Below are 23285 nucleotides of genomic sequence, written 5' to 3'. Positions count from 1 at the left end.
TCGGCGCGCGGCCGGGATCAGCGACGCTCGAGACGGATGATCACGGCCTTCGACGTCGGGGTGCCCGACACGTCGGCCACCGACTCGAGCGGGACGAGAACGTTCGTCTCGGGATAGTACGCGGCGGCGTTGCCGTGCGGGGTCGAGTACGGCACGAGCCGGAACTGTTCGGCGCGGCGCTCTTCGAGGCCGTTCGGGCTCTGCCACTCCGACACCACGTCGACGATGTCGCCGGGCGCGAAGCCGGCCGCCGCGATGTCGTCGGGATGGATGAGCACGACGCGACGGCCGTCGTAGATTCCGCGGTAGCGGTCGTCCTTGCCGTAGATGGTGGTGTTGTACTGGTCGTGAGAGCGCAGGGTCTGCAGCAGCAGGCGCCCCTCGGGGATGTGCGGGTACTCGAGCGGATTCACCGTGAACCGTGCTTTGCCGTCGACGGTGGCGAAGCTGCGCTCATCGCGGGGGCCGTTGGGCAGCATGAAGGTGCGGCCCTTCTCGATGCGCTTCTCGTAGTCATCGAACCCCGGGATGACGTTCTGGATGTGGGTCCGGATGCCGGCGTAGTCGGCCTCGAGGGCCGCCCAGTCGGCCTGGGGCACATTGCGCGCGGGAGCGGGCTCGCTTGTCGCGTCTGCCGTCGACCCGTCGTGGGTGCCGTGGGCCGGGGCCGGCTCGGTGATGTGGTCGTGCTCCGGCTGGCCCGCGTCGACCGCGACGGCGGAGCCGCCATGCCCGGCGGCGTTGCCGAGCGAAGGCGATTCGCCGGAGGAAGGCTGTATTCCACTGGGAACAGCCTCGTTTCGGCGATCCGCCTCCCCTCGGCGAACCCCTGGGTCACCGTCGTCCTCCCCGAACAGCAGCGCGCACAGCCGCGCCACGATGGCGACCTCGCTGAGCAGGTCATCCGCGGGCGGGGCGAGGCGTCCGCGCGAGGCGTGCACCGCGCCCATCGAGTCCTCGACGGTGACGCGCTGCTCGCCGCCGCCACGACGGTCGCGGTCGGTGCGACCGAGGGTGGGCAGGATCATGGCGCGTCTGCCGGTGACGGTGTGCGACCGGTTCAGCTTGGTCGACACGTGCACGGTCAGGTCGACCTTGGCCATGCCGGCTTCGACGACCTCGGTGTCGGGTGTGGCCGAGACGAAGTTGCCGCCCATGGCGAGGAAGAACCGCACGTCGCCGGCGGCCATCGCGCGGATCGCGGCGACGGTGTCGTAGCCGTGCTCGCGCGGTGCGGCGAAGCCGAACTCGCGGTCGAGCGCATCGAGGAACGCCGTCGACGGCTTCTCGTAGATGCCGACCGTGCGATCGCCCTGCACGTTCGAGTGCCCGCGGACGGGGCACACGCCGGCGCCGGGCCGGCCGATGTTGCCCTGCAGGAACAGGACGTTGACGATCTCGCGCAGCGTGGGAACCGAATGCTTGTGCTGGGTGAGGCCCATCGCCCAGCAGACGATCGTGGAGCCCGACGCGCGGACGATCTCGGCGATCCGCCGCAGCTCGGCCTCATCGATGCCCGTGGCCGCCTCGAGCTCGGGCCAACCGGCATCCATCATCGCCCGGGAGTACGCCTCGAAGCCGCTCGTGTGCGTCTCGATGAACGCGCGGTCGAGGACGCCGCCGTGCTGCGCGTCGGCTTCGAGCAGGTGCTTGCCGATGGCCTGGAACAGGGCCTGGTCGCCGCCGAGCCGGATCTGCACGAACTCATCGGCGAGGGCGGTGCCACCCAGCAGCACTCCGCGCACGGTCTGCGGATTCTTGAAGTTCAGCAGGCCCGCCTCGGGCAGAGGGTTCACGGCGATGATCTTCGCGCCGTTCTGCTTCGCCTTCTCGAGCGCGCTGAGCATGCGCGGATGGTTGGTGCCCGGGTTCTGGCCCGCGATGATGAGCAGTTCGGCGTTGTGGATGTCTTCGATCGACACCGTGCCCTTGCCGATGCCGATGGTCTCCGTCAGCGCCGAGCCGCTGGACTCGTGACACATGTTCGAGCAGTCCGGCAGGTTGTTGGTACCGACACCGCGCACCAGCAGCTGGTAGAGGAACGCGGCCTCGTTCGAGGTGCGACCCGAGGTGTAGAAGACGGCGTCGTCGGGGGCGTCGAGATCGCGCAGGGCGGCGGCGATCTCGTGCAGGGCATCGTCCCACGAGATCGGCCGGTAATGCGTGGCACCCTCATCGAGCACCATCGGATGGGTCAGGCGCCCCTGCTGCCCGAGCCACCAGTCGTCGTGCGCGCGCAGTTCGTCGATGGAGTGGGCCGAGAAGAACTCCGGACCGATGCGGCGGACGGTGGCCTCTTCAGCGACGGCCTTCGCACCGTTTTCGCAGAACTCGGCGACGTGGCGCTTGTCCTCTTCGGGCCACGCGCAGCCGGGACAGTCGAACCCGTCCTTCTGGTTCAGCCGCAGCAGCGTCTGCGCACTGCGCACGACGCCCATCTGCTGCTGTGCGATCTGCAGCGCGTGCAGCACACCCGGAACGCCCGCCGCCTTGCGCGCGGGCTCTTCGACGCGGACGCGGGACTCATCGATATCGCTGGTGGGGGGCTTCGTCGCCATGGTCCGATCGTAGGCCCCCTGGCACCGCCCGGGGCTGCCTGGGCGCGGCCGGGCGCCGGTTGGGCGCGGCCGGGCGCCGGTTCGGGGTCACATCTGGCCGGGTCACCAGCCCCGAGGCGGCCAGACGCGACCACACACCGCGACCACACACCGCGGTCAGCGGCGGCCGGTGCCGAACATGCCGCGGATCACTCCGCCGAGGATCGTCTGGGTCGCCTTCGACCCGAGGATCTCGTCGATCGGGCTCTTCGCAGTCGACCGCGTGGTGCGGTTCTTGCCCGCCGTCGCCTTCATGAGCCGCTCGTACTCCTTCTGCGCGGCTGCGGCCTCCTTCTGCTGCTGCTTCTGGATCGCGGCCTGCTGCTTGGCGTACTCGGCATCCGTCTTGGCCTTCGCCAGTGCCGCCTCTTCGGCGGCCGCCGCGGCCTCGGCAGCGTTCATCTTGGCCGTCAGGATCTCCCGCGCCGACTCGCGGTCGATCGCGGTGCCGTACTTCGCAGCAGCGGCGACGCCTTCACGGCCCGGACGATGTCGGGCTCGGGCGTCGGCGACATGAGCCCCAGCGGGGCGCGCAGACGCGTCCACGCGACGGGGGTCGGCGCACCCTTCTCGCTCATGACCGTCACGATGGCCTCGCCGGTGCCGAGTTCCTGCAGCGTGCGCTCGAGGTCGTACCCCGACTTCGGGTACGTGCCGACGGTCGCCCGCAGCGCCTTGGCGTCGTCGGGCGTGAACGCGCGCAGCGCGTGCTGCACCCGCGAGCCCAGCTGTCCGAGCACGTCGCCGGGCACATCCTTCGGCGTCTGGGTGACGAAGAAGACCCCGACGCCCTTCGAGCGGATCAGGCGCACCGTCTGCACGATGGATGCCAGGAAGTCCTTCGACGCGTCCCTGAACAGCAGGTGCGCTTCGTCGAAGAAGAACACCAGCTTCGGCTTGTCGAGGTCGCCCACCTCGGGCAGGATCTCGAACAGCTCGGCCAGCAGGTACATGAGGAAGGTCGAGAACAGCGCCGGCTTGTCGGCCACGCCGGGCACCTCGAGCAGCGAGATGATGCCGCGTCCGTCGGCCGCCGTGCGCAGGAAGTCGGCCACCTCGAACTCGGGCTCGCCGAAGAAGACGTCCGCACCGTCGTCGGCGAACGTGATGAGCTCGCGCAGGATCACGCCCGCGGTGGCCGACGACAGCCCGTCGAGGTTCTTCAGCTCGGGCTTGCCCTCGTCGCTCGTGAGATAGCTGAGCACCGCGCGCAGGTCGGAGAGGTCGACGAGCGCGAGCCCGTGCGCGTCGGCGTAGTGGAACACGAGGCCCAGGCTCGACTCCTGCGTCGCGTTGAGCCCCAGCACCTTGCTCAGCAGCAGCGGACCGAATCCGGAGACGGTCGCGCGGACCGGGATCCCGGTGCCGATGCCGCCCAGGGCGAAGTACTCGGTGACGGATGCCGCAGGCGCCCAGTCCTGACCGATCGCAGCCGTGCGGGTGAGCAGCTTCTCACTCGGCTCACCGGGAGTCGCGACTCCCGACAGGTCGCCCTTGATGTCGGCCGCGAACACGGGAACGCCCTTGGCGGCGAGCTGCTCGGCCAGGCCCTGGAGCGTGCGGGTCTTTCCGGTGCCGGTGGCGCCGGCGACCAGGCCGTGCCGGTTCATCATCGCGAGCGGGATCCGCACCTGTGCATCGGCCACGGGCTCGCCGTTGACGAGGGCGCCCAGGTCGAGTGTCTCGGCCTCGAACGTGTAGCCCTTGACGATCGCGGCGACCTCGTCCGCGCCGAGCGGCCCGCCGGTCGCGGCCGTCGCGGGTTCACCTTCCGCGTCCGCCGTTCCGCCCGCACCGGCATCCACCCCGGGCACGGCGGCCTTCGCCGCTTCGGCCTGCGCCGCGGCGAGCGCAGCCTTGGCCTGGGCCAGTTTCAACTCGGCGGCGGCGGCTTCGGCTTCGGCCTGAAGTCGGGCGAGTTCTGCGGCGGCGGCATCCGGCGACTGAGACGCGGTCATGGCGCACAGCCTACTGTGACCGGTGGATGCCGGAACGGCAGGTCACCGCGTCTTCCGCAGCCGATGCCGCTCCTGCTCCCGGTACAGCGGAACCGTGAATGCCGCGGCGACCAGCAACGCGGCACCCACCCCCGCCAGCGCGCCGCCGACGGTGTCGCTGAACCAGTGCGCATGCACGTGCGTGCGGCTGAACGCCATCAGCACCACCCACGCCGCGGCGACCAGCGTCACCCACAGCCGGGGGAACACGATCACTGCGACGGCGGCGAGCGTGGCCGCGTTGGCGGTGTGGCCCGAGGGGAAGGAACCGTAGTCCGAGACCACGAGGATCTCTTCGGGGCGGGCCCTCCCGAAGACCTGCTTGAGCAGCTGCACGAGCAGGACGCTGCCGAGGGAGGCGGCGATCAGGTACACGCCGGCCCACGGTCTGCGCATCAGGACGAGCACGAGCAGGCCGCCCAGCGGCACGGCGAACGTCGCGATCCACCCCCCGCCGGCCGCGTTCATGAACAGGCTCACCGGCTCGAACCCCGGCGCGATGCCCGTCACCAGGCTGTTCCACCAGGCGTCAAGGTCGATCGGCTCGGCGCCGGTCGCCACGACCAGGCCCAGCAGGAACGCCAGCACCACCAGCACGCCGCCCACGACGACGCGCTGCAGCGCGTACGTGATCTCGAGGTCGGTGACGCGAGCGGTCATCGGTCCAGTGTGCCGCACCGCACCGGCGGCGCCAGCGGGACGCACCGGGCGCACGGGGGCCGCAGTCACCCGAACGCGCCGGGTGCCGTCAGATCTCGCAGGTCGGCCGGGTCGCGCAGCGGCGGCGTCTGCCACCGGCGCGTGACGACGCCGGCCGCACGGTCGAAGCGCAGGTGCAGCCGGTGCGGCGTCTCGAGGAAGGCGACGTCGAGCAGCAGTTCGTCGTCACCGGCGAAGCCGCCGCTGACCGCGATCACCGGCCCGTCGCCGGAGGTCACGCACCAGCCCGGCTCACCGGTGAACCGCGCCCGGACGTCTCCGGTCGAACCGGTCAGCGTCAGCACCCATCCGTCGCCGTCGCGCCGCACGCGAGCACCGTGCCCGCCGGCATCCCCTGAATCGCCGGACTCCGCGCCATCGGCCGCCCCCGAGAAGGCCGCCCCGTCCCATCGGTCTGCGTCCACCGCGACGCGCGCCACGACGCGCTCCGGCAGCGAGGACCCCGCGAGCCGCGCGGCCAGCTCGGCATCCGCTCCCGCCGACCCCGCACGACCGATCGCGGGCAGGAGGTGCTGCCACACGGCATCCAGCAGCCGCTGCATATCGCCGGACTGCCCCTGATAGGCGACCACGGCTTCGTGCTCGGGCAGCACCAGGCACAGCTGCCCGAACGCGCCGTCACCGCGGTATCCGTGCCGCGACCGCCAGTGCTGGAAGCCGTAGCCCCGCGACCAGTCCGACGCGCCCCGCTCGGGCGCCGGCGCCGTGTCCACGTGCACCGAGGTCGCGGCATCCACCCACTCCTGTGACAGCACCCGCCGGCCGGCCCACTGCCCGCGGCCGAGCAGCAGCAGGCCCAGCCGCGCAATGGTGTCGGTTGTCATGAAGGCGCCCGAGTATCCGATGTCGCGACCCTCGGGCCACTCCTCCCACGCGATGGGCCCCGCGCCGATCGGGTCGAGCACCCGCTCGCGCAGGAACTCGACCAGAGTGCGCCCGGTGAGTCTGTGCACGATCGTCGCGAGCGTGTAGGTGGCGGGCTGGTTGTACGCGAACACGCTGCCCGGTTCCTGCTCGGGCGGATTGAGCAGGAACCCGCGGACGGGCTCGACGTCATCGGTGCGCAACGCGACGTCGATCATCTCGTTCTCGTGACCGCTGGCCATGGATGCCACGTGCCGCACGCGCATGCGCCGGGTGCGCTCGTCGGTGATCTCGTCGGCGAACTCGGGGAAGTGCGAGACCACGGTGCTGTCGAGGTCGAGCACCCCCTCGTCGACGAGAACGCCTGCCGCGGCCGAAGTGAAGCTCTTGCTGAGCGAGTACACCAGCTGCGGCCGGTCGGCGGTGTACGGCGCCCACCAGCCCTGCGCGATGACCGCGCCGCGGCGCAGGATCATCAGCCCGTGCGGTTCCTGGGCCGGGTCGGCTTCCAGCGCATCGATGAGGTTCAGGATGCCGGTGGCGTCGACCCCGGCATCCATCGGCGTCCGGGAGGGCAGCGTCGCGACGGGACTCATAGCGCAACGTTATCGACCAGCGACCCCTCCCCATATCCGCGCGAATAGAATCATGGGGTCCGCGCACGCCGACGCGGGTACCCCGAGCCGAGATCACGCCCATGACCCCGACCCCCTCCGGCAAGCGCACGAGCGGCAACCCCGCCACGCAGGCCACCATCGAACTGACCGTCAAGCAGCAGCGCGAGCAGCAGAAGCAGCAGAAGCTGGCGGAGTACCAGAAGCAGCTCTCCAAGCGTCGCCGCACCACGCTCACCTGGTGGGTCGTGGGCGGTGCCGCCGCCGTCGTCGTGATCGCCCTGGTGGCCGCGTCGATCATCTTCACCCCGCGCGCGGTCACGATCGACCGCGGTGACGGCGACGCGACCGCGGTCGCCGGCGTCGAGACGTTCGAGAACACCGCCAACCACGTCGAGGGTGCGGTCGAATACGCGCAGACGCCCCCGGCGGGCGGCGACCACAACGCCTACTGGCTCAACTGCGGTGTCTACAGCGAGCAGGTGCCCAACGAGAACGCCGTGCACTCGCTCGAGCACGGGGCCGTGTGGGTCACCTACGATCCCGCCGCCGTCAGCGACGCCGAACTCGACACGATCAAGGCGCAGCTGCCCTCGACCTATGTCATCGTCTCGCCCTACGAGGGCCTGGACTCGCCCATCGTGATGAGCGCGTGGAACGCGCAGCTGAAACTTGACTCGGCCGACGACGAGCGCGTCGGCGAGTTCCTGGCCACGTTCTGGCGCAACCTCAACGCCCCCGAGCCGAACGCCGCCTGCACCGGCGCGATCGACGGGCCCGGCAAGCAGTCGTGACCGACACCGCCCATCCGCAGCGGTCGCTGCCGCCGTGGTGGGCGGTGCTGCTGGTCGCACTCGCCATCGCCGCCGTCGCGTTCGCGATCGGACGCTTCTCGACATTCGGCGTCGTCGCGAACACGACGCCCGGTGACGACTCGCCCGAGGCCGGCTTCGCCCGCGACATGCAGGTGCACCACGCGCAGGCCGTCGACATGGCCATGACGATCCACCGCGAGACCGAGGACGAGGAGCTGCGGGTCATCTCATACGACATCGCCACCGGCCAGTCGGCCCAGAAGGGCGAGATGTTCGACTGGCTCGTCCAGTGGGGCCTGCCGCAGGTGAGCACCGACCCGATGGCGTGGATGAGCGCGTCCGATGCCGGGCACGATCACGGCGGGGCGGGCGACGAGCCCCTGACCGATGAGGAGATGCGGGTGGCCATGGGCATGGCATCCCCCGCCGAACTGACCGCCCTTCAACAGGCGAGCGGTCAGGCAGCGGACTGCCTGTTCCTCGAGCTCATGATCCGCCACCACGAGGGCGCGATCCCCATGACCGACGCGGTGCTCGAGCTCGGCTCCGAGCCGCGCACGCTCGCGGTGGCGTCGGCGATGCGCTCTGCCCAGCTGTTCGAGCTGGATGCGATGCAGTCGGTGCAGACAAGACTCGCCTGCACCGACTGATCGCCCACCCGTCTACTTCTGCGACCCCGCCAGCAGCGCCTGCACGAAGTACCGCTGGAACGCGAAGAACACGATCAGCGGAACGATCATCGACAGGAACGCCCCGGCGCTGAGCACGTCGATGTTCGATCCGAACTGCCGCAACTGTGACTGGATCGCCACCGTCAGCGGCATCGAATCGGGGTTCGTGAAGATCAGCGCGACGAGCATGTCGTTCCATGTCCACAGGAACTGGAAGATCGCCAGCGACGCGATCGCCGGCAGTGCCAGGGGCAGCATCATCTGGAAGAAGATGCGCCACTCGCTCGAGCCGTCGATCCGCGCCGCCTCGAGCAGCTCGGCGGGCACCTGCAGGAAGAAGTTCCGCAGCAGGAAGATCGCGAACGGCAGCCCGAACGCGGTGTGGAAAAGCACCACACCGAACACCGACCCGAAGATGCCGAGCGCGCCGAACATGGTCGCCAGTGGGATCAGCGCGACCTGCACGGGCACCGCCAGCAGGATGATCACCACGATCAGCAGCCAGTCCCGGCCCCAGAACTCGGTCCACGCGAACGCATAGGCGGCGAGCGCGCCGATGATCACCACCAGGGCCGTGCTGGGCACCGCGATCATGATGGTGTTCCAGAACGATCCGGTGATCGTCGAGTTCGACAGCAGGTTCACGTAGTTCTGGATCGTGAGTTCGGCGGGCTTGGTGAGCACCGTCCACCAGCCCGACGAGGAGTTGTCTCCCACGGTCCGCAGCGACATGATCAGCAGGCCCACCGTCGGCACGAGCCAGAAGATCGCGACGATCAGCAGCACGATGTTGACGACGCTCGACGAGATGACGCCCAGCACGCGCTGCGCGACGGTCTTCTTGCCCGTGACGATCCCGAGCTCGGATGCCGCGCTCATCGGCTGCGCTCCTCACGGAAGCGCCGCACGTTGATGATCATCGACGGCAGCACGAGGATCAGCAGCAGGATCGCCAGCGCCGAGCCGAGGCCGTAGTTGTTGCCGCCGCCGAACGAGACCGTCCACATCTCGACCGCGATCACGTTGGCCGCCGGCTTGGATGCGCCGGGGGGTATGACGTAGACGAGGTCGAAGATCTTCAGCACGTTGATGATGAGCGTCACCAGGACCACGACGAGCACCGGCGCCAGAAGCGGCGCGGTGATCTTCGTGAACACCTGCCACTCATTGGCACCGTCGACCCGGGAGGCCTCCTGCAGCGAGCGGTCCATCGCGGACAGCCCCGACGCGATCATGACCATCGCGAAACCGGCCCAGATCCAGATGTACGACAGGATGATCACCGCGTTGATGAGCGAGGCGCTCAGCCACGACACGCCTTGGAAGCCCGCGTCGAAGTTCGCCGCCGGCAGGGCGATCCGGTACGATTCCCCCGCCGTCAGCCCTTCGATCGTGAAGGTGCCGTCCGCGCCGGTCGTCGCATAGCCGTGGATGGATCCATCCGGTGAGACGGCATCGACGCGGATGCCGGGAAGCCCGCTCTTGCCCTGCTCGATCTCGCCGTTGCTGCCCCCACCGCCGCTGATGACGTCGAGGAAGACGGTTCCGGTGACCTGGGTGTCTCCGGCGGACGGAGCCGCCACCGCCTGCGCGGCATCATCGGGCAGATCCGACTGGCGGATGCGGATCAGCGGGAAGTCCACGGTGGCGCCGGGTCCGACAGTGTCCTCGGTCGCGATGACCCCGCTGTCCTCGATGATCCCGAACCCGTCGCGTGGAGCGGCGCCAGGGTAGTTCGCCTCGTCGGTGAAGACGTTGTTTATGCCCACCAGCGTCGCGTTGACCACGCCCAGGTTGGGGTCCTCCTGGAACATCCCGCGGAAGATCACGCCCGCCGCGAGCATCGAGATCGCCATCGGCATGAAGATGATGAGCTTGAACGCGGTCTTCCACTTCAGCTTCTCCAGCAGCACCGCGAAGATGAGACCCAGGATGGTGCACGCCGCCGGGGCGACGATCACCCACATGACGTTGTTGCGGATGGCCGTGAAGGTGGTGTCGTTCGTGAACATCGTCACGTAGTTGTCCCACCCGACGAACTCGTCCCCGGCCCGCGAGAAGAACGAGCGGATCGCCGTGTAGACGATCGGATACACCACCAGGGCGCCCAGGATGATCATCCCGGGGGCCAGGAACGAGGCGATGAGCGCGAACTTGCGCCAGCCGCCCGACCCGCGCACCCGCTGGGGAGCGCGCGGGGCGGGCGATGTGGCCGGCGCCTTGGCGACGGTGGTCACCGGTCAGCCCCTCAGTAGGCGGCGGCTGCCGCGGCCTCGAGCCGCTCCATGGTGCCCTGGACGTCGTCCGGGTTCTCGTAGAAGGTGATCATCTCCTGCCAGAAGCCCTGACCCGCCGTGCCGCCGAAGGCGCTGGGCGTGAGGTCGGACATGTCGAAGCGGAACTCCTCGGCGCCGGTCAGCGCCTCGGCGATCTGCCGGGAGATGTCGTCCGGGTACAGCGACGTGTCGACCGCGGTGTTCGGCGAGGTCAGACCGCCGTTGGGGACCCACGCCTCGGCCGAGCCCGGCGAGGCCAGGAACGCCATCAGCGCCGCGGTGGCCTCGTCGTCGGTGAACTGGACGGCGACGTCACCACCGCCGACCACGGCCGGTGCGGAGCCGTTCACCGACGGGAAGTCGTAGAACAGCGCGTTCTCGCCCACGACGGAGTTGCCGTCGTCGGTGATGTTGCCGGCCACGAAGTCGCCCTCGAACACGGTGCCGGCCTCAGGGTCGGCGCCGAAGACGGCGGTCACGCTCTCCGGGAACGTGCGCTGCGCGCCGCCCGGCTGCAGCGCGGGGCTGCTCCACAGCGTGGCCATGACCTCGAGCGCCTCCTGCACAGACGGGTCGGTCCACGGGATCTCGTGGCCCGTGAGCTGGTCGTACATGTCCCCGCCGGCGGTGCGCAGGTACACGTTCTCGAACCAGTCGGTCAGCGGCCATCCGACGTCGGCTCCGACCGAGATGCCCGAGTAGCCGGAGTCGTTGATGACCTCGAGCTGCTCGAGGAAGCCGTCCCAGTCCTCGGGCACACTCGCCCCGGCCTCCGAGTAGATGTCGTCGTTGTACCAGACGGTGGACTTGTTCGCCGCCTTGAACCACACGCCGTACAGCTCGCCGTCGACCGAACCGAGGTCGATCCAGCTCTGCGAGTAGTTGTCGGCGACCAGGCCGGCGGTCGTGTCGTCGACGGGCAGGATGTCGCCGTTGCCGGCGAGCGACTGCATGAGCGCGGGCTGGCCGATGACGGCCACGTTGGGCGGTGTGCCGCCGGCGAGCTGACCCTGGATGTAGGTGGGGCCGTTGTCGCCGAAGCTCGTGTAGGTGACGGTGGCGCCGGTCGCCTCCTCGAAGACGTCGAGGACGGCCTCGAAGTTCGCCTGCTCGGCACCGGACCACGCCGCGACGACGTTGAGAGTCTCTCCGGAGAAGTCCTGATCGCTGCCGGGAACCTCCTCGTCCGGAGTGTCGCCGTTGCCGCCGGAGCAGCCGACTGCGACGAGGCCGATGGTACCCAGGACCGCGAGTGCGGCGAGTCGATTCTTGTGCTGTCCCATGGTCATCTCAGATCCTCCTGATCGCTGGTGACGTACTTGATCGATGCATCGGCGATGATGCCGGGAGGAACGGCGGACGTGCCGTTCGGGTTCCGCGACATACCGCCGCTTTCCACACGCTAGCGAGAGGCCTCGACGGCGAGAAGAGGGTTTCCCGGATCGTTACCTCCGAGTAGAGTCCGCCCGATCCCTCAGATCGCGGAACAGCTTCGCCTCCCAGACGGCGCGCTCGGCACGTTGCGCGATGTCCGGGACCACGCGGAAGAGCTCCCCGCCGCGCTCGACGGTCTCGAACTGCCCGGGGGCCAGCGCTGCGGCATCCGGTCCGGTGACGATCTCCTCGAGCACGCGCGTGAACGCCCCGGTGGCGGCCAGCGGGACCCATCTGAGAATGCGCAGTCTTGCCCAGGGGAATGACGTCGATCCACGAACGACGAAGGCCCCCGGGATCACCCGGGGGCCTTCGTCGTGGTGGAGCTGGATTACTTCAGGGTCACCGAAGCGCCGGCCTCTTCGAGAGCGGCCTTGGCCTTCTCGGCGGCTTCCTTGGTCGCGCCCTCGAGGACGGCCTTGGGAGCGCCGTCGACGACGGCCTTGGCCTCGCCGAGGCCGAGCGAGGTGAGCTCGCGGACCGTCTTGATGACCTGGATCTTCTTGTCGCCGGCGGCCTCGAGAATGACGTCGAACGAGTCCTTCTCCTCCTCGGCCTCGGCCGCGGCACCCGCGCCACCGGCGCCGGCAACGGCGACGGGAGCAGCAGCGGTGACGTCGAACTTCTCCTCGAACGCCTTCACGAACTCGCTGAGCTCGACGAGGGTGAGGTCTGCAAACTGCTCGAGCAGCTGCTCAGTGGTGAGCTTCGCCATGATGTGTCTCCTAAATAGATGGGGTTGTGGGAAGAGATCGCTGGTCGCTTACGCGGCCGCTGCGGTCTCCAGCTTTTCGCGAAGCGCGTCGATGGTCGCGGCAGCCTTGCCCATCGTCGCCTTCATCATGCCCGCCGCCTTCGCGAGCAGAACCTCACGGCTCTCCAGCGAGGCGTACTTGTTGACCTCGTCGGCGGTCAGGGCGTTGCCCTCGAACACACCGCCCTTGATCACGAGCAGCGGGTTGGCCTTGGCGAAGTCGCGCAGAGCCTTCGCGGTGGCGACGAAGTCGCCGTGCACGAATGCGATAGCCGAGGGACCCTTGAGGTCTTCGTCCAGCGCAGAGATCCCGGCCTTGTTGGCCGCGATCTTGGTCAGCGTGTTCTTCACCACGGCGTATTCCGCGTCCTGACGAATGCTGTTGCGCAGCTGCTTGAGCTGGGCAACCGTCAGACCGCGGTACTCGGTCAGCAAGACGGCGTTCGAGTCCTCGAAGTTCTTCGTGAGCTCGGCAACCGATGCATCCTTCTGCGCCATGGTCACTCCTTGTGTTTACGTCACGCTCCGCGGTGGCGGGGCGTCGGCCTCGACCGGATTCCGGCAAAGAGAAAAGCTCCGGCGCAAGCGCACGGAGCTTCGGCCCGGATCTCCCGGAAGTCTGTCTGTGACACCTGCGCGGGCCCCTGCTTTGCAGAGCTTCGTCGGTACACGCTTTCGCGCGCACCGAGACCAGCGGTCTTTGGCTTCCTCAAGTGTACGGGATGCCGGGGCCTCCCCCAAATCAGCACGGGTACGCCCTCGCCGCTCGGCACGCGCCGACTACACCGGGGCGTGCGCCGCCAGGAACACGGCAGTCGCCCCGGCGCGCGTCTGCACGCCGAGCTTGCGATAGACCCCGGCGACGTGGAACTTCACGGTGTTCTCGCTGATGCCCAGCTCCCCGGCGATCACGCGGTTGCGCCGGCCGTTCGCCAGCAGCTGCAGCACCTCGAGCTCGCGCGGGCGCAGCCCCCAGCCCGCGACGGCCGCCGCCGACGGATGCGGCGGATCGAGCGGGATGACGATCGACAGCTGGGTCCCCCACCCGCGGGTGGCCTCCACGCTGATGGTCCCGTCCAGCGCGTGGATGCGCTGCCGCGCCAACTGCAGCTGGGTAGCGGCATCGGACAGCTCCCGGGGACCGTCGTCACGCATGTCGATGAGCAGATTGGTGCCGTCGCACCCCCATTGCACCCGGACCCGGGTGACCTCGGGCCGATCGATCAGGGCCAGGATCAGTCCGCGCACGACGGCGCGCGCCCCGTGCGCCACTTCGCTCGGCAGCGGCCGGCCGTCGACGGGCGGCTCGACGAACTGCACGTCGAGGTCGCGGAATCTCACGAGCGGACGCAGGTCCTCGCGCAGCCGCGCGAAGGCCGACACGACGGGCTCTTCGGTGAAGGTGCGCACCCGGTCGCTCGCCGTCCGCAGCTGCACCATGCCCTCGGCGGCCACCCCGGTCGCCGCCGTGCGCGCCGCCCGGTCGTCCAGTCCCGACGATCTCAGCACCGCGAGCACGGATTCGAGGGTCGTGGAGTACTCGTCGGCGAGATCGGTCAGGACCTCCATCCGGACACCGGATGCCGCGCGGGCCAGCTGCAGATAGTCCGGCGGCGCCTCGTCCGCCAGTTGCTGCACCCGCAGGGCGACGACGTTCCACAGCTGCGCCACGGTCTCTTCGGCACCCGACTGGAGGCGAGGCCGCGCGATCACGAGCAGCGCCCCGTTGCGCGAGAGCACCTCGAGCGTCGGCACGGGCATCCCACCCACGATGAGCGATCCCCCGCGGAAGCCCCCCGGCTTCAGCGTGCGCCTCAGGTCGTCGAGGTCGAGGAAGGGCACGCCTTCCACGAACGCCGGATCGCCCGCGCCGCGGCGTCTGCCCCCGGCCGCGTCGGCACCCAGCAGCACGATCGCGTCGTGCTCGACGAACACCCGCAGGAGGGCGGCCAGCAGTTCGGGCAGTGCTTCCGCCGGTGCCGCGACGACCGCCGCGAGATCGCGCAGCACGTGCTCTGTGCAGGCCTGTCCACCATCGGGCATGACGCCAGCGTACGACGCGCCCACCCGTTCGGGTAGGGGGCACCCTCCCCCGGGATGATCGACGGCCACCGGTCCACAGGCGAACCTGGAGACAGCTCACCCGAACGCCCGAGGCCGAGCCTCGACAACCCGATCGACAGTCCCCAGCGCAGCGGAAAGGATCTCCATGTCCGGTAACAGAGCAGTCGCCTATCAATCCCCCGGCGTCGTCGAGGTGATCGACACCCCCTACCCCGAGTTCGAGCTCAAGGACGGCCCGGGCGTCAATCCGGCCAACGTAGGCCGCAAGGTGCCGCACGGCGCGATCCTCCGAACCGTGAGCACCAACATCTGCGGCTCCGACCAGCACATGGTCCGCGGCCGCACCACCGCGCCGCAGGGCCTGGTGCTGGGCCACGAGATCACCGGCGAGGTCGTGGAGGTCGGCCCCGGGGTCGAGTTCATCAAGGTCGGCGACATCGTCTCGGTGCCCTTCAACATCGCCTGCGGCCGCTGCCGCAACTGCAAGGAGGGCAAGACCGGCATCTGCCTGAACGTCAACCCCGACCGGCCCGGCAGCGCCTACGGCTACGTCGACATGGGCGGCTGGGTGGGCGGCCAGGCCGAGTACGTGCTCGTCCCCTACGCCGACTGGAACCTGCTGCGCTTCCCCGACCACGACCAGGCGCTCGAGAAGATCCTCGACCTCACCATGCTCTCCGACATCTTCCCCACCGGCTTCCACGGCGCCTACACCGCCGGAGTCCGCCCCGGCTCCACCGTCTATATCGCCGGTGCCGGCCCGGTGGGACTGGCCGCCGCCGTCGGCGCGCAACTGCTCGGCGCCGCGGCCGTCATCGTCGGTGACCTGAATCAAGACCGCCTCGCGCAGGCCCGGTCCTTCGGCTGCGAGACCGTCGACGTGTCCCAAGGCGACCCGCGCGACCAGATCGAGCAGATCCTCGGCGTCCCCGAAGTCGACAGCGGGGTGGATGCCGTCGGCTTCGAGGCCCGCGGACACGGCGCCGACGCCGGCCACGAAGCCCCCGCCACCGTCCTCAACTCGCTGATGGACCTCACCGCCGCCGGCGGCGCCCTCGGCATCCCCGGCCTCTACGTCACCGGCGACCCCGGCGGCATCGATGAAGCCGCGAAAGTCGGCTCGCTGTCGATCCGGCTCGGGCTGGGCTGGGCCAAGTCGCTGTCATTCACGACGGGTCAGTGCCCGGTCATGAAATACAACCGGCAGCTGATGATGGCGATCCTGCACGACAAGGTCCAGATCGCAAAGGCCGTCCAAGCCACCCCGATCACCCTCGACGACGCCCCACAGGGCTACGCCGAGTTCGACCAAGGCGCCGCGAAGAAATACGTCCTCAACCCCAACGGCTACATCAAGGCCTGAACCGAAAGGAATCACCATGTCCGTCACCCTCGAGGACGCCCGCCGCGTCATCGCCGCCGCAGAGAAACGGGCCGACGAGATCGGCCAGCCCATGAACATCGCCGTCGTGGATGCCGGGGGAAACCTCGTCGCACACGTGCGGCAGGACGGCGCATGGATCGGCAGCGTCAACATCTCGATCAACAAGGCCTGGACCTCGAAGGCGTTCGACATCTCGACGAAGGACCTCGGCGACAACTCGCAGCCGACGCAGCAGTTCTTCGGGATCCAGAACACCAATGGCGGCAAGGTCGCGATCTTCGCCGGCGGCATCCCGCTCTCGCGAGACGGCAGGGTCGTCGGCGCTGTCGGGGTCAGCGGCGGCTCCGGCGAGCAGGACCACTCGGTCGCCGAGGCGGGCGCCGCCGCCTTCTGAACCAGCCTCAGGACCCGTGGTGCGTGCTCATCCGTCCCGTTTTGTCGCCATCCGCATCGATGGTGACAAAACGGGACCGATGAGCCGCGCCCCTGGCATCCGCGCGCGGCGCATGTCGCGACGGCGGGATGTCCGGTTGGGCGGTTAGCCTCGAGAGGTGACTCCGGAACTGGCTGCGCGCATCGTCGCCGACTCGCGCGACCGGGTCGCTTGGATCCGGGCACGGTCTCGCGGGATCACCGCCACCGACGTCGCCCAGCTCACGACCGAGAAGTCGATTGCGCGCGCCGCCGACGCGAAATTGGGCGGCTCGGGCTTCTCGGGCAATGCCTATACCGAGCACGGCCGTCGCCGCGAGCCCGAGATCGCGGCATGGGTGGCAGCGACCCACGGCATCCAGCCCTCGTCGGCCCTGTTCCACGCGGTCGTCGAGAAGCGCCACCTGGCCACCCCGGACGGCGTCACGGTGGATGAGGCCGGCCGCGTCGTCCTGGCCGAGATCAAGACGACCAACAAGACGTGGCGTTCGATCCCCCGCAACTACCTGCGCCAGGTGTGGTGGCAGCAGCACGTGCTGGGCGCCGAGCGCACCCTCGTCGTCTGGGAGGAGCACGACGGGTTCGTACCCGTGGGCGACGAGCCGCGCTGCGCCTGGATCGACCGCGACGAGCGCGAGATCCGGGGGCTCGTGAACCTCGCGACCGAGCTCATCGACGAGCTGTACCGTCGCACGCAGCTCGGCCGGGCCGTTGCGCCTGCCACCGCGCCGGCCCCGGCATCCACTCGCCAGCCGTTCCGCGCGCTCGCCCTCGCCGACTGACGCGCTGCACCCTCGCGCGGGCGCGCAGGTGACCTCCGCGCGCCGGCGCGCGCTGCCACTCTCCGCACGTAGTTGACATGTGTCAACCACAGTCGTATAGTTGACAAATCTCAACCGTTGACTTCGATCAACGATATCGCGCCGTCGCCGCCGCCTGCCTTTCACCCTCCGCACGATCCCCCAGGGAGCACTTCCGTCATGTCCTCATCCGCACTCGCGGCCCCGCCCAAGATGTCGCACCGCCAGGTGCTCGAGGCCCTGTCCGGCCTCATCCTCGGCATGTTCGTCTCGATGCTGGCATCGACTGTCGTCTCGACGTCGCTGCCGGTCATCATCCACGATCTCGAAGGCAATCAGGCCGCCTTCACGTGGGTGGTCACGGCGACCCTGCTGACCACGGCCATCTCGACCCCGATCTGGGGCAAGCTCGCCGACCTCACCAACCGCAAGGTGCTCTACCAGCTCGCCATCGTGATCTTCGTGCTGGCCACAGCCGCGGCGGGTTTCTCGACGACCCCCGAGATGCTCATCACCTTCCGCGCCATCCAGGGCATCGGCGCCGGTGGCCTCGCCGCCCTCAGCCAGGTGCTGATGGCCGACATCATCAGCCCGCGTGAGCGCGGGCGCTACATGGGCCTGTTCGGCGCCGTCATGGCCGTCGCCACCATCGGCGGCCCGCTGCTGGGCGGCGTGATCACCGACGCCTGGGGCTGGCGCTGGAACTTCTTCGTGGCGCTGCCGGTCGCGGCTGCAGCCCTCATCATCGTGCAGCGGACGCTCCACACCCCGCGGCGCCCGAAGCAGAAGACGCGCATCGACTACCTCGGCATCATCCTGCTCTCGGCGGCCGTCTCGTCGCTGCTGATCTGGGTGAGCCTGGCGGGCGCCTCGTTCGAGTGGTGGAGCGTGGAGACCGTGCTCATGGTCGGCGGCGCGCTGCTGGGCGCGATCCTGTTCGTCATCGTCGAGCTGCGCTCGGCCGAGCCGCTCATCCCGCTGTCGCTGTTCCGCAACCGCACCTTCACGCTGTCGGTCATCGCCTCGATCGCGACCGGCATCGCGATGTTCGGCGCCTCGGTCTTCCTCAGCCAGTACATGCAGCTGGCCCGCGGGGCCACGCCCACCGAGGCGGGCATCATGACGATCCCGATGATCGCGGGACTCCTGATCTCGTCGATCGGCGTCGGCGCGCTGATCACCAAGACCGGACGCTGGAAGCCGTTCCTGCTGGTGGGCGCCGTGTTCCTGATCGCCGGCTCCACCATGCTGTCGACGATCCACTACGACACGAACTTCGCCCTCGTCTCGCTGTACATGTTCCTGCTGGGAGCCGGTGTCGGCATGACGATGCAGAACCTCGTGCTGGTCGTGCAGAACACCACAAAGCCGACCGAGATCGGCGTCGCGAGCTCGGGAGTCACCTTCTTCCGCAGCCTCGGCGGCACGATCGGCGTCTCGGTGATGGGTGCCGCACTGGCCACCAAGGTCACCGATCTCGTCGGCGAGCGCGCGGACGACATCGCGGCGGCGCTGGCGACCCTCGGCGCCGATGCGCAGACCTGGGCGGCTCAGCTGCAGTCCGGCACGCTGCCGGCGGTGTCTACGATGCCCGAGGCGCTGCGCATCGTGATCGAGGACATCTATGCCACCGGCATCTCGCACTCGTTCCTGATCGCGGTGCCGTTCGCCGTGCTCAGCCTGATCGCGATCGTCTTCCTGCCGAACAAGCCCCTCACGACGATGACCACGAGCGAGCGCATCCAGGCCAGCGAGGCCGACCTCGCGACCGTCTCGGTCCCCGCCGGCATGGGCTCGCTCACCTCGACCGGCGCGATCCGGACGGCCGATGCCGCGGCCGGGTCGTCCGACTCCGCTCGATAAGGTGAACACGATGACCGCGAACGATACCCGAGAGGCGCGCGCCGATGCGGTGCGCGCCCTCGAGGGCGAGTTCAGCGAGCTGTTCACCCACGTGCGCCGGCTGTTCGCGGAGAACGCGAACCGGCTCAGCCCGGGCATGCTGCCCGGCGCCTACAAGGTGTTCACGACCATCGTGCGGCGCGAATCGATCACGCTGTCGGCACTCGCCGAGTCGCTGCACACCGACAAGGGGCAGCTCAGCCGCACGGTGCGCGAACTCGAGGATCTCGGCCTCGTCACCCGCACGCCGGACCCCACGGACGGCCGCTCCAGCCTCATCTCAGCCACGGCCGACGGTCTGCGCCGACTGCGCGAGGTGCGCGCGCCGCGCGAGAGCGCCCTGTCGAACGCACTGGATCGCTGGGATGTCGACGACATCCGCGAACTCACGCGGCTGCTGCGCGCCCTCTCGCAGTCCGCGGTACCGGGCTGAGTCCCCGCGTCACAGCGCGAGGAAGTCGTACTCCTGGAATTCGGCGACCTCCGTCGCCCACCGCTCTTCGACGAATGCGACATGATCGGGATGCGCGTTGTACGCCGCGTATGCCGCGTCGTCGGCGAAGACCATCGCGAACTGATGGGTGAGGGCGCTCTTCGGACTCACCTGCCGCTGCACGGTGAAGTCCCCGACGCCGGGGATCGATGAGAGGATCCGTCGCCCGTCCGCGAGGAACGCATTCTCCCGCTGGTCGCCGTGGGGATGAACGAGCCGGAAGACGACCGTGTGCTGGATGCTCATGCGTCGGTGTCCTGACTGCTGAAGGCCGCGTCGAAGGATGCCGTGGGGGCCTTCCACAGCAGCGAGCGGACGAACCCGAGGGCCTCGGATGCGCCGTGGAGGCGGTCCATCCCGGCATCCTCCCACTCGATCGAGATGGGTCCGGTGTAGCCGATCGCGTCGAGAGCGCGGAACGCGTCCTCCCAGGGGACGTCGCCGTGGCCGGTGGAGACGAAGTCCCAGCCGCGGCGCGGGTCGCCCCAGGCCAGGTGTGAACCGAGCACCCCGGCGCGGCCGTTGCGGGGCCGCATCCGGGTGTCCTTGCAGTCGACGTGGTAGATCCGGTCCTGGAAGTCCCAGATGAACCCGACCGGGTCGATGTTCTGCCACATCATGTGGCTCGGGTCCCAATTGAAGCCGAACGCCTCCCGGTGCCCGATCGCCTCCAGCGTCCGCACGCTGGTCCAGTAGTCGTACGCGATCTCGTTCGGGTGCACCTCGTGCGCGAAGCGCACCCCCTCGGCGTCGAAGACATCGAGGATCGGGTTCCACCGGGACGCGAAGTCCTCGTAGCCGGCGTCGATCACGGCGGCGGGCACCGGCGGGAACATCGCCACATACGGCCAGATCGACGATCCGGTGAACCCCACGACGGTGTCGACGCCGAGCTTGCGGGCCACTCGCGCCGCGCGCTTCATGTCCTCCGCAGCGCGCTGCCGCACCCCCTCGGCATCCCCGTCGCCCCACACGTAATCGCGCACGATCGCCTGATGGCGGAAATCGATCGGCGCGTCGCAGACCGCCTGGCCGGCGAGATGGTTCGAGATCGCGAACACACGCAGTCCGTGCCGGTCGAGCACCTCGAGCCGCGACGTGAGGTACGCGTCGTCCTCGTCGGCGCGCTTGAGATCGAGATGATCGCCGGATGCCGCGATCTCCAGACCGTCGTAACCCCACGACGCCGCCAGCCGTGCCACCTCCTCGAACGGCAGATCGGCCCACTGGCCGGTGAACAGGGTGACGGGATGCTGTGCCATGAGTTCCTCGGTTCGGGTGCGGTTTTCGGGGCGTGGTCGTGCGGATGCGGGTCAGGGTGCCGGCTGAAGCGCGTTGAGGTAGGCCAGCGACCGGGTGGCCAGTTCGTCCTGCGACGGCGCGAGCGGTCGCCAGACCGAGGCCGCGACGGCAATGGTCGCGTTCGCGCCGGTGAAGCTCTCCAGGCCCAGGATGCCGTCGTAGCCGGCATCGTCGAGGGCGGCCAGCGTGGCGGGCCAGTCGGTGTGGTCGTCGCCGACCGTTCCGCGGTCGCTGCCGCACACCTGCACGTGGGCGATGTGGCCGCTCGCCGCGCGGATCGCGGCTTCCGGGAGCTTCTCCTCGATGTTGAGATGGTAGGTGTCCAGCGCGAGCCCGAGTCCGGGTCCGAACAGCGGGGCGAACGCGTCGAGGCCCTGTGCAACGGTGTTGACGACGCTCGTCTCGTAGCGGTTGAGCGGCTCGATGCCCAGCATGATGCCGGCGTCGGCGGCTTCGTCGATGAGCGGGCGCAGGTTGCGACGCAGCTGAGCGACGACCTCGGTGCGCTCGTCGGCGGTCATCCGCCACGTCACCCCGGTGGGGGCGTAGAACGGCCCGGCGACCACGGCTGCGCCGACCTGCTGCGCCGTCGCGAGGCAGGTGCGCAGATACTCCTGCGTCGCCGGCACGTTCCCGGCGCGGTCGACCAGTGACCTGCCGGGACCCATCGCGCCGATGACCACCGGAGCGAGGCCCAGCCCGGCGAGCAGGTCGCGCGCGCGGGCGGCGTCCCAGTCCGCGGCGTTCTCGAGCGGCAGCTCGATCGCGCCGAATCCCATCCCCGCGATCCGCGGGGCGAGCTCGGCCAGCGATTCGTCGGTGAGCGGCGAGGTCCACACCCAGGTGTTGACGCCGATGATGCGACGCATGCGCGTCCTTTCGGAGACGAGGTGATGGGTCCCACCCTTCCATCCGGCGGGAGGCCGGCGGAAGTGCGGGACCCATCTCGCGGTTACGGGATCTGGCGCTGCTGCCACACCTCGGGGAACCCGGGAAGATTCTCACCGCCGAACTTGGCGTAGTGCCCGTCGGGCATGCCGTCGTTCGCGGCGAGGTACTCGTCGAGCTCGCCCGCGGTGATGGGGCTCTGCGGGAGCACCCACTCCTTCGGGATCTCCTCGCCGGCGAAGATGGCCTTCGCCGCCAGCAGCGGGGTGCGCCACTGGAAGTTCGAATACACCGGCGCGAGTCCGGTCAGACCCGTCTCCTTCCACTTGCGCAGGAAGCTCATCTCGTCTTCGCCGGTCATGACCGGGTAGTCGACGCCGGCGTCCTCGAACGCCTCGATCGCCGCGACGGCTCCATCGCCGGCATCCATCCAGATGCCCTTCACGTCGCCGGTGGCGAGCTCGTCGCTGATGATGCCCTTGATCTCGGCCGGATCGGCGCCGGTGAAGTAGTCGACCGCGTCGATGCCGGCCTCTTCGAACAGCTTCTCCGCCGCGGCCCAGCGCTGCTCGAGCACGTCCACGCCGGGCAGGATCCGCAGGCCCACGACCTTGTCGCCCTCTTCGAGGTTCTCGATGAGGAACTCCGCGGTGTCGATACCCCAGGCGAAGCCGCCGATCGGGTGGATGAACGTGACCGGGCAGTCGGTGTTCACGCCGCGGTCGAACACGATGACCGGCTTGCCGGTCTCGCATGCCCGCTCGACGGCCGGAGTCATGGCCGCCGTGCTGTTGGGAGAGATGATGAACACGTCGCACGCGCCCTCGGCGATGAAGTAGTCGATGTCGGCGATCTGGGTGTCATCGGAGTCCTGCGCGTCGCGGGTCTCCATCTCGCTGATGACGCCTTCGTCCTGCAGTGCCTTCAACTGCTCGTTCATCGTGATCCAGCCGGTCTGGCGCCACGGGTTCGAGATCGACGCGTTCGCGAAGCAGGCCTTCTTGGCGCCCTCGCTCGCGTAGTCGGACGTGTCGACCATCTCGGCGTCGATGTGCTGCAGGTACGGCTCGTCCTCCGGACCTTCGGGCACGACGTCGCGCTGGGCGTCCTGGGTGTCGAACAGCGCCTGGTCGAACCACTCGTTCGACGACGCGGGCGGTGCCGCGTCGCCCGTCTCTTCGGGCGGCGCCACGCTGGGATCGGTCGTACACCCGGCGAGGGCGAACAGGCCGACGAGCGCCAGGGTGGCGGTCGCGATCTTCGTTGATCGTCGCATTG

Annotated in this window: 21 protein-coding genes and 1 pseudogene; 7 read left to right on the top strand and 15 right to left on the bottom strand. The window is 69.1% G+C overall.

Features of this window, described 5'->3' with window-relative positions:
• Nucleotides 1-17 precede the first annotated feature (17 nt).
• The 4 genes and pseudogenes from BKA10_RS00755 to BKA10_RS00740 all read right to left on the bottom strand — a co-directional run bounded on the left by BKA10_RS00755 (nucleotide 18) and on the right by BKA10_RS00740 (nucleotide 6774).
• Entirely contained in the window at nucleotides 18-2558 is a 2541-nt protein-coding gene (locus BKA10_RS00755; RefSeq protein WP_183498043.1) for an FdhF/YdeP family oxidoreductase, read from the bottom strand.
• A gap of 156 nt (nucleotides 2559-2714) precedes the next feature.
• Nucleotides 2715-4555, bottom strand: a pseudogene (locus BKA10_RS00750) (helicase HerA-like domain-containing protein).
• Between the two features lie 42 nt (nucleotides 4556-4597).
• Nucleotides 4598-5254, bottom strand: a complete 657-nt coding sequence (locus tag BKA10_RS00745; RefSeq protein ID WP_183498041.1) for a phosphatase PAP2 family protein — start codon at nucleotides 5252-5254, stop codon at nucleotides 4598-4600.
• A 65-nt stretch (nucleotides 5255-5319) separates the two neighbouring features.
• Nucleotides 5320-6774 carry a serine hydrolase domain-containing protein gene (locus BKA10_RS00740; RefSeq protein ID WP_183498039.1) on the bottom strand — a complete coding sequence of 485 codons (1455 nt, stop codon included), beginning with the start codon at nucleotides 6772-6774 and terminating at the stop codon, nucleotides 5320-5322.
• A gap of 101 nt (nucleotides 6775-6875) precedes the next feature.
• On the opposite strand from BKA10_RS00740, the gene BKA10_RS00735 reads away from it, so the two are divergent.
• Together BKA10_RS00735 and BKA10_RS00730 are read left to right on the top strand one after the other, a co-directional pair.
• Nucleotides 6876-7586: a thioredoxin-like domain-containing protein gene (locus BKA10_RS00735; protein ID WP_183498037.1), complete on the top strand. Its 711-nt coding sequence runs from the start codon at nucleotides 6876-6878 to the stop codon at nucleotides 7584-7586.
• Nucleotides 7583-8257 (top strand): DUF305 domain-containing protein, encoded by a 675-nt coding sequence (locus BKA10_RS00730; protein WP_183498035.1) that lies wholly within the window; start codon nucleotides 7583-7585, stop codon nucleotides 8255-8257. The genes BKA10_RS00735 and BKA10_RS00730 overlap by 4 nt, the downstream gene beginning before the upstream one ends.
• A gap of 12 nt (nucleotides 8258-8269) precedes the next feature.
• Here the strand turns inward: BKA10_RS00730 and BKA10_RS00725 are convergent, their stop codons facing one another.
• The 7 genes from BKA10_RS00725 to BKA10_RS00695 all read right to left on the bottom strand — a co-directional run bounded on the left by BKA10_RS00725 (nucleotide 8270) and on the right by BKA10_RS00695 (nucleotide 14785).
• Nucleotides 8270-9157, bottom strand: a complete 888-nt coding sequence (locus BKA10_RS00725; protein ID WP_183498033.1) for a carbohydrate ABC transporter permease — start codon at nucleotides 9155-9157, stop codon at nucleotides 8270-8272.
• Nucleotides 9154-10515, bottom strand: a complete 1362-nt coding sequence (locus BKA10_RS00720; RefSeq protein WP_248199122.1) for an ABC transporter permease subunit — start codon at nucleotides 10513-10515, stop codon at nucleotides 9154-9156. The genes BKA10_RS00725 and BKA10_RS00720 overlap by 4 nt, the downstream gene beginning before the upstream one ends.
• An 11-nt stretch (nucleotides 10516-10526) precedes the next feature.
• The gene (locus BKA10_RS00715) at nucleotides 10527-11843 is read right to left on the bottom strand and encodes an ABC transporter substrate-binding protein (protein ID WP_183498031.1); all 1317 of its coding nucleotides are present in this window, start codon (nucleotides 11841-11843) and stop codon (nucleotides 10527-10529) included.
• Between the two features lie 156 nt (nucleotides 11844-11999).
• Complete coding sequence (locus tag BKA10_RS00710) at nucleotides 12000-12290, bottom strand: hypothetical protein (RefSeq protein WP_183498029.1); 291 nt, start codon at nucleotides 12288-12290, stop codon at nucleotides 12000-12002.
• Between the two features lie 29 nt (nucleotides 12291-12319).
• On the bottom strand, nucleotides 12320-12703 hold the full coding sequence (gene rplL, locus BKA10_RS00705) for a 50S ribosomal protein L7/L12 (protein ID WP_183498027.1): 384 nt from the start codon (nucleotides 12701-12703) through the stop codon (nucleotides 12320-12322).
• A 48-nt stretch (nucleotides 12704-12751) separates the two neighbouring features.
• Nucleotides 12752-13240 carry a 50S ribosomal protein L10 gene (gene rplJ / locus BKA10_RS00700; RefSeq protein ID WP_183498025.1) on the bottom strand — a complete coding sequence of 163 codons (489 nt, stop codon included), beginning with the start codon at nucleotides 13238-13240 and terminating at the stop codon, nucleotides 12752-12754.
• Between the two features lie 282 nt (nucleotides 13241-13522).
• Entirely contained in the window at nucleotides 13523-14785 is a 1263-nt protein-coding gene (locus BKA10_RS00695) for a helix-turn-helix transcriptional regulator (protein ID WP_183498023.1), read from the bottom strand.
• A gap of 166 nt (nucleotides 14786-14951) precedes the next feature.
• Here BKA10_RS00695 and fdhA point away from each other — a divergent pair, with 166 nt between their 5' ends.
• From fdhA to BKA10_RS00670, 5 genes are all read left to right on the top strand, one after another.
• The gene (gene fdhA, locus BKA10_RS00690; protein ID WP_183498021.1) at nucleotides 14952-16169 is read left to right on the top strand and encodes a formaldehyde dehydrogenase, glutathione-independent; all 1218 of its coding nucleotides are present in this window, start codon (nucleotides 14952-14954) and stop codon (nucleotides 16167-16169) included.
• A 16-nt stretch (nucleotides 16170-16185) separates the two neighbouring features.
• The gene (locus BKA10_RS00685; protein ID WP_183498019.1) at nucleotides 16186-16584 is read left to right on the top strand and encodes a GlcG/HbpS family heme-binding protein; all 399 of its coding nucleotides are present in this window, start codon (nucleotides 16186-16188) and stop codon (nucleotides 16582-16584) included.
• Between the two features lie 157 nt (nucleotides 16585-16741).
• A complete protein-coding gene (locus BKA10_RS00680; protein WP_183498017.1) occupies nucleotides 16742-17404 on the top strand; it encodes a YqaJ viral recombinase family protein in 663 nt (220 codons plus the stop codon).
• Nucleotides 17405-17602: 198 nt separating this feature from the next.
• Complete coding sequence (locus tag BKA10_RS00675) at nucleotides 17603-19285, top strand: MDR family MFS transporter (protein WP_183498015.1); 1683 nt, start codon at nucleotides 17603-17605, stop codon at nucleotides 19283-19285.
• Between the two features lie 10 nt (nucleotides 19286-19295).
• Nucleotides 19296-19757, top strand: a complete 462-nt coding sequence (locus tag BKA10_RS00670; protein ID WP_183498013.1) for a MarR family winged helix-turn-helix transcriptional regulator — start codon at nucleotides 19296-19298, stop codon at nucleotides 19755-19757.
• A 9-nt stretch (nucleotides 19758-19766) separates the two neighbouring features.
• On the opposite strand, the gene BKA10_RS00665 is transcribed toward BKA10_RS00670, so the two are convergent.
• The 4 genes from BKA10_RS00665 to BKA10_RS00650 form a co-directional block, all read right to left on the bottom strand.
• Complete coding sequence (locus BKA10_RS00665; RefSeq protein ID WP_183498011.1) at nucleotides 19767-20063, bottom strand: Dabb family protein; 297 nt, start codon at nucleotides 20061-20063, stop codon at nucleotides 19767-19769.
• On the bottom strand, nucleotides 20060-21079 hold the full coding sequence (locus BKA10_RS00660) for a sugar phosphate isomerase/epimerase family protein (RefSeq protein ID WP_183498009.1): 1020 nt from the start codon (nucleotides 21077-21079) through the stop codon (nucleotides 20060-20062). The genes BKA10_RS00665 and BKA10_RS00660 overlap by 4 nt, the downstream gene beginning before the upstream one ends.
• Before the next feature lie 51 nt (nucleotides 21080-21130).
• Nucleotides 21131-21988, bottom strand: a complete 858-nt coding sequence (locus tag BKA10_RS00655) for a sugar phosphate isomerase/epimerase family protein (protein WP_183498007.1) — start codon at nucleotides 21986-21988, stop codon at nucleotides 21131-21133.
• Between the two features lie 83 nt (nucleotides 21989-22071).
• Nucleotides 22072-23283, bottom strand: a complete 1212-nt coding sequence (locus BKA10_RS00650) for a substrate-binding domain-containing protein (protein ID WP_183498005.1) — start codon at nucleotides 23281-23283, stop codon at nucleotides 22072-22074.
• Nucleotides 23284-23285 lie beyond the last annotated feature (2 nt).

Origin of the sequence: Microbacterium invictum (genome assembly GCF_014197265.1) — a bacterium.
Lineage (GTDB): Bacteria > Actinomycetota > Actinomycetes > Actinomycetales > Microbacteriaceae > Microbacterium > Microbacterium invictum.
The sequence above is the reverse complement of the archived record's forward strand: the minus strand, read 5'-3'. Positions and strand labels throughout refer to the sequence as shown.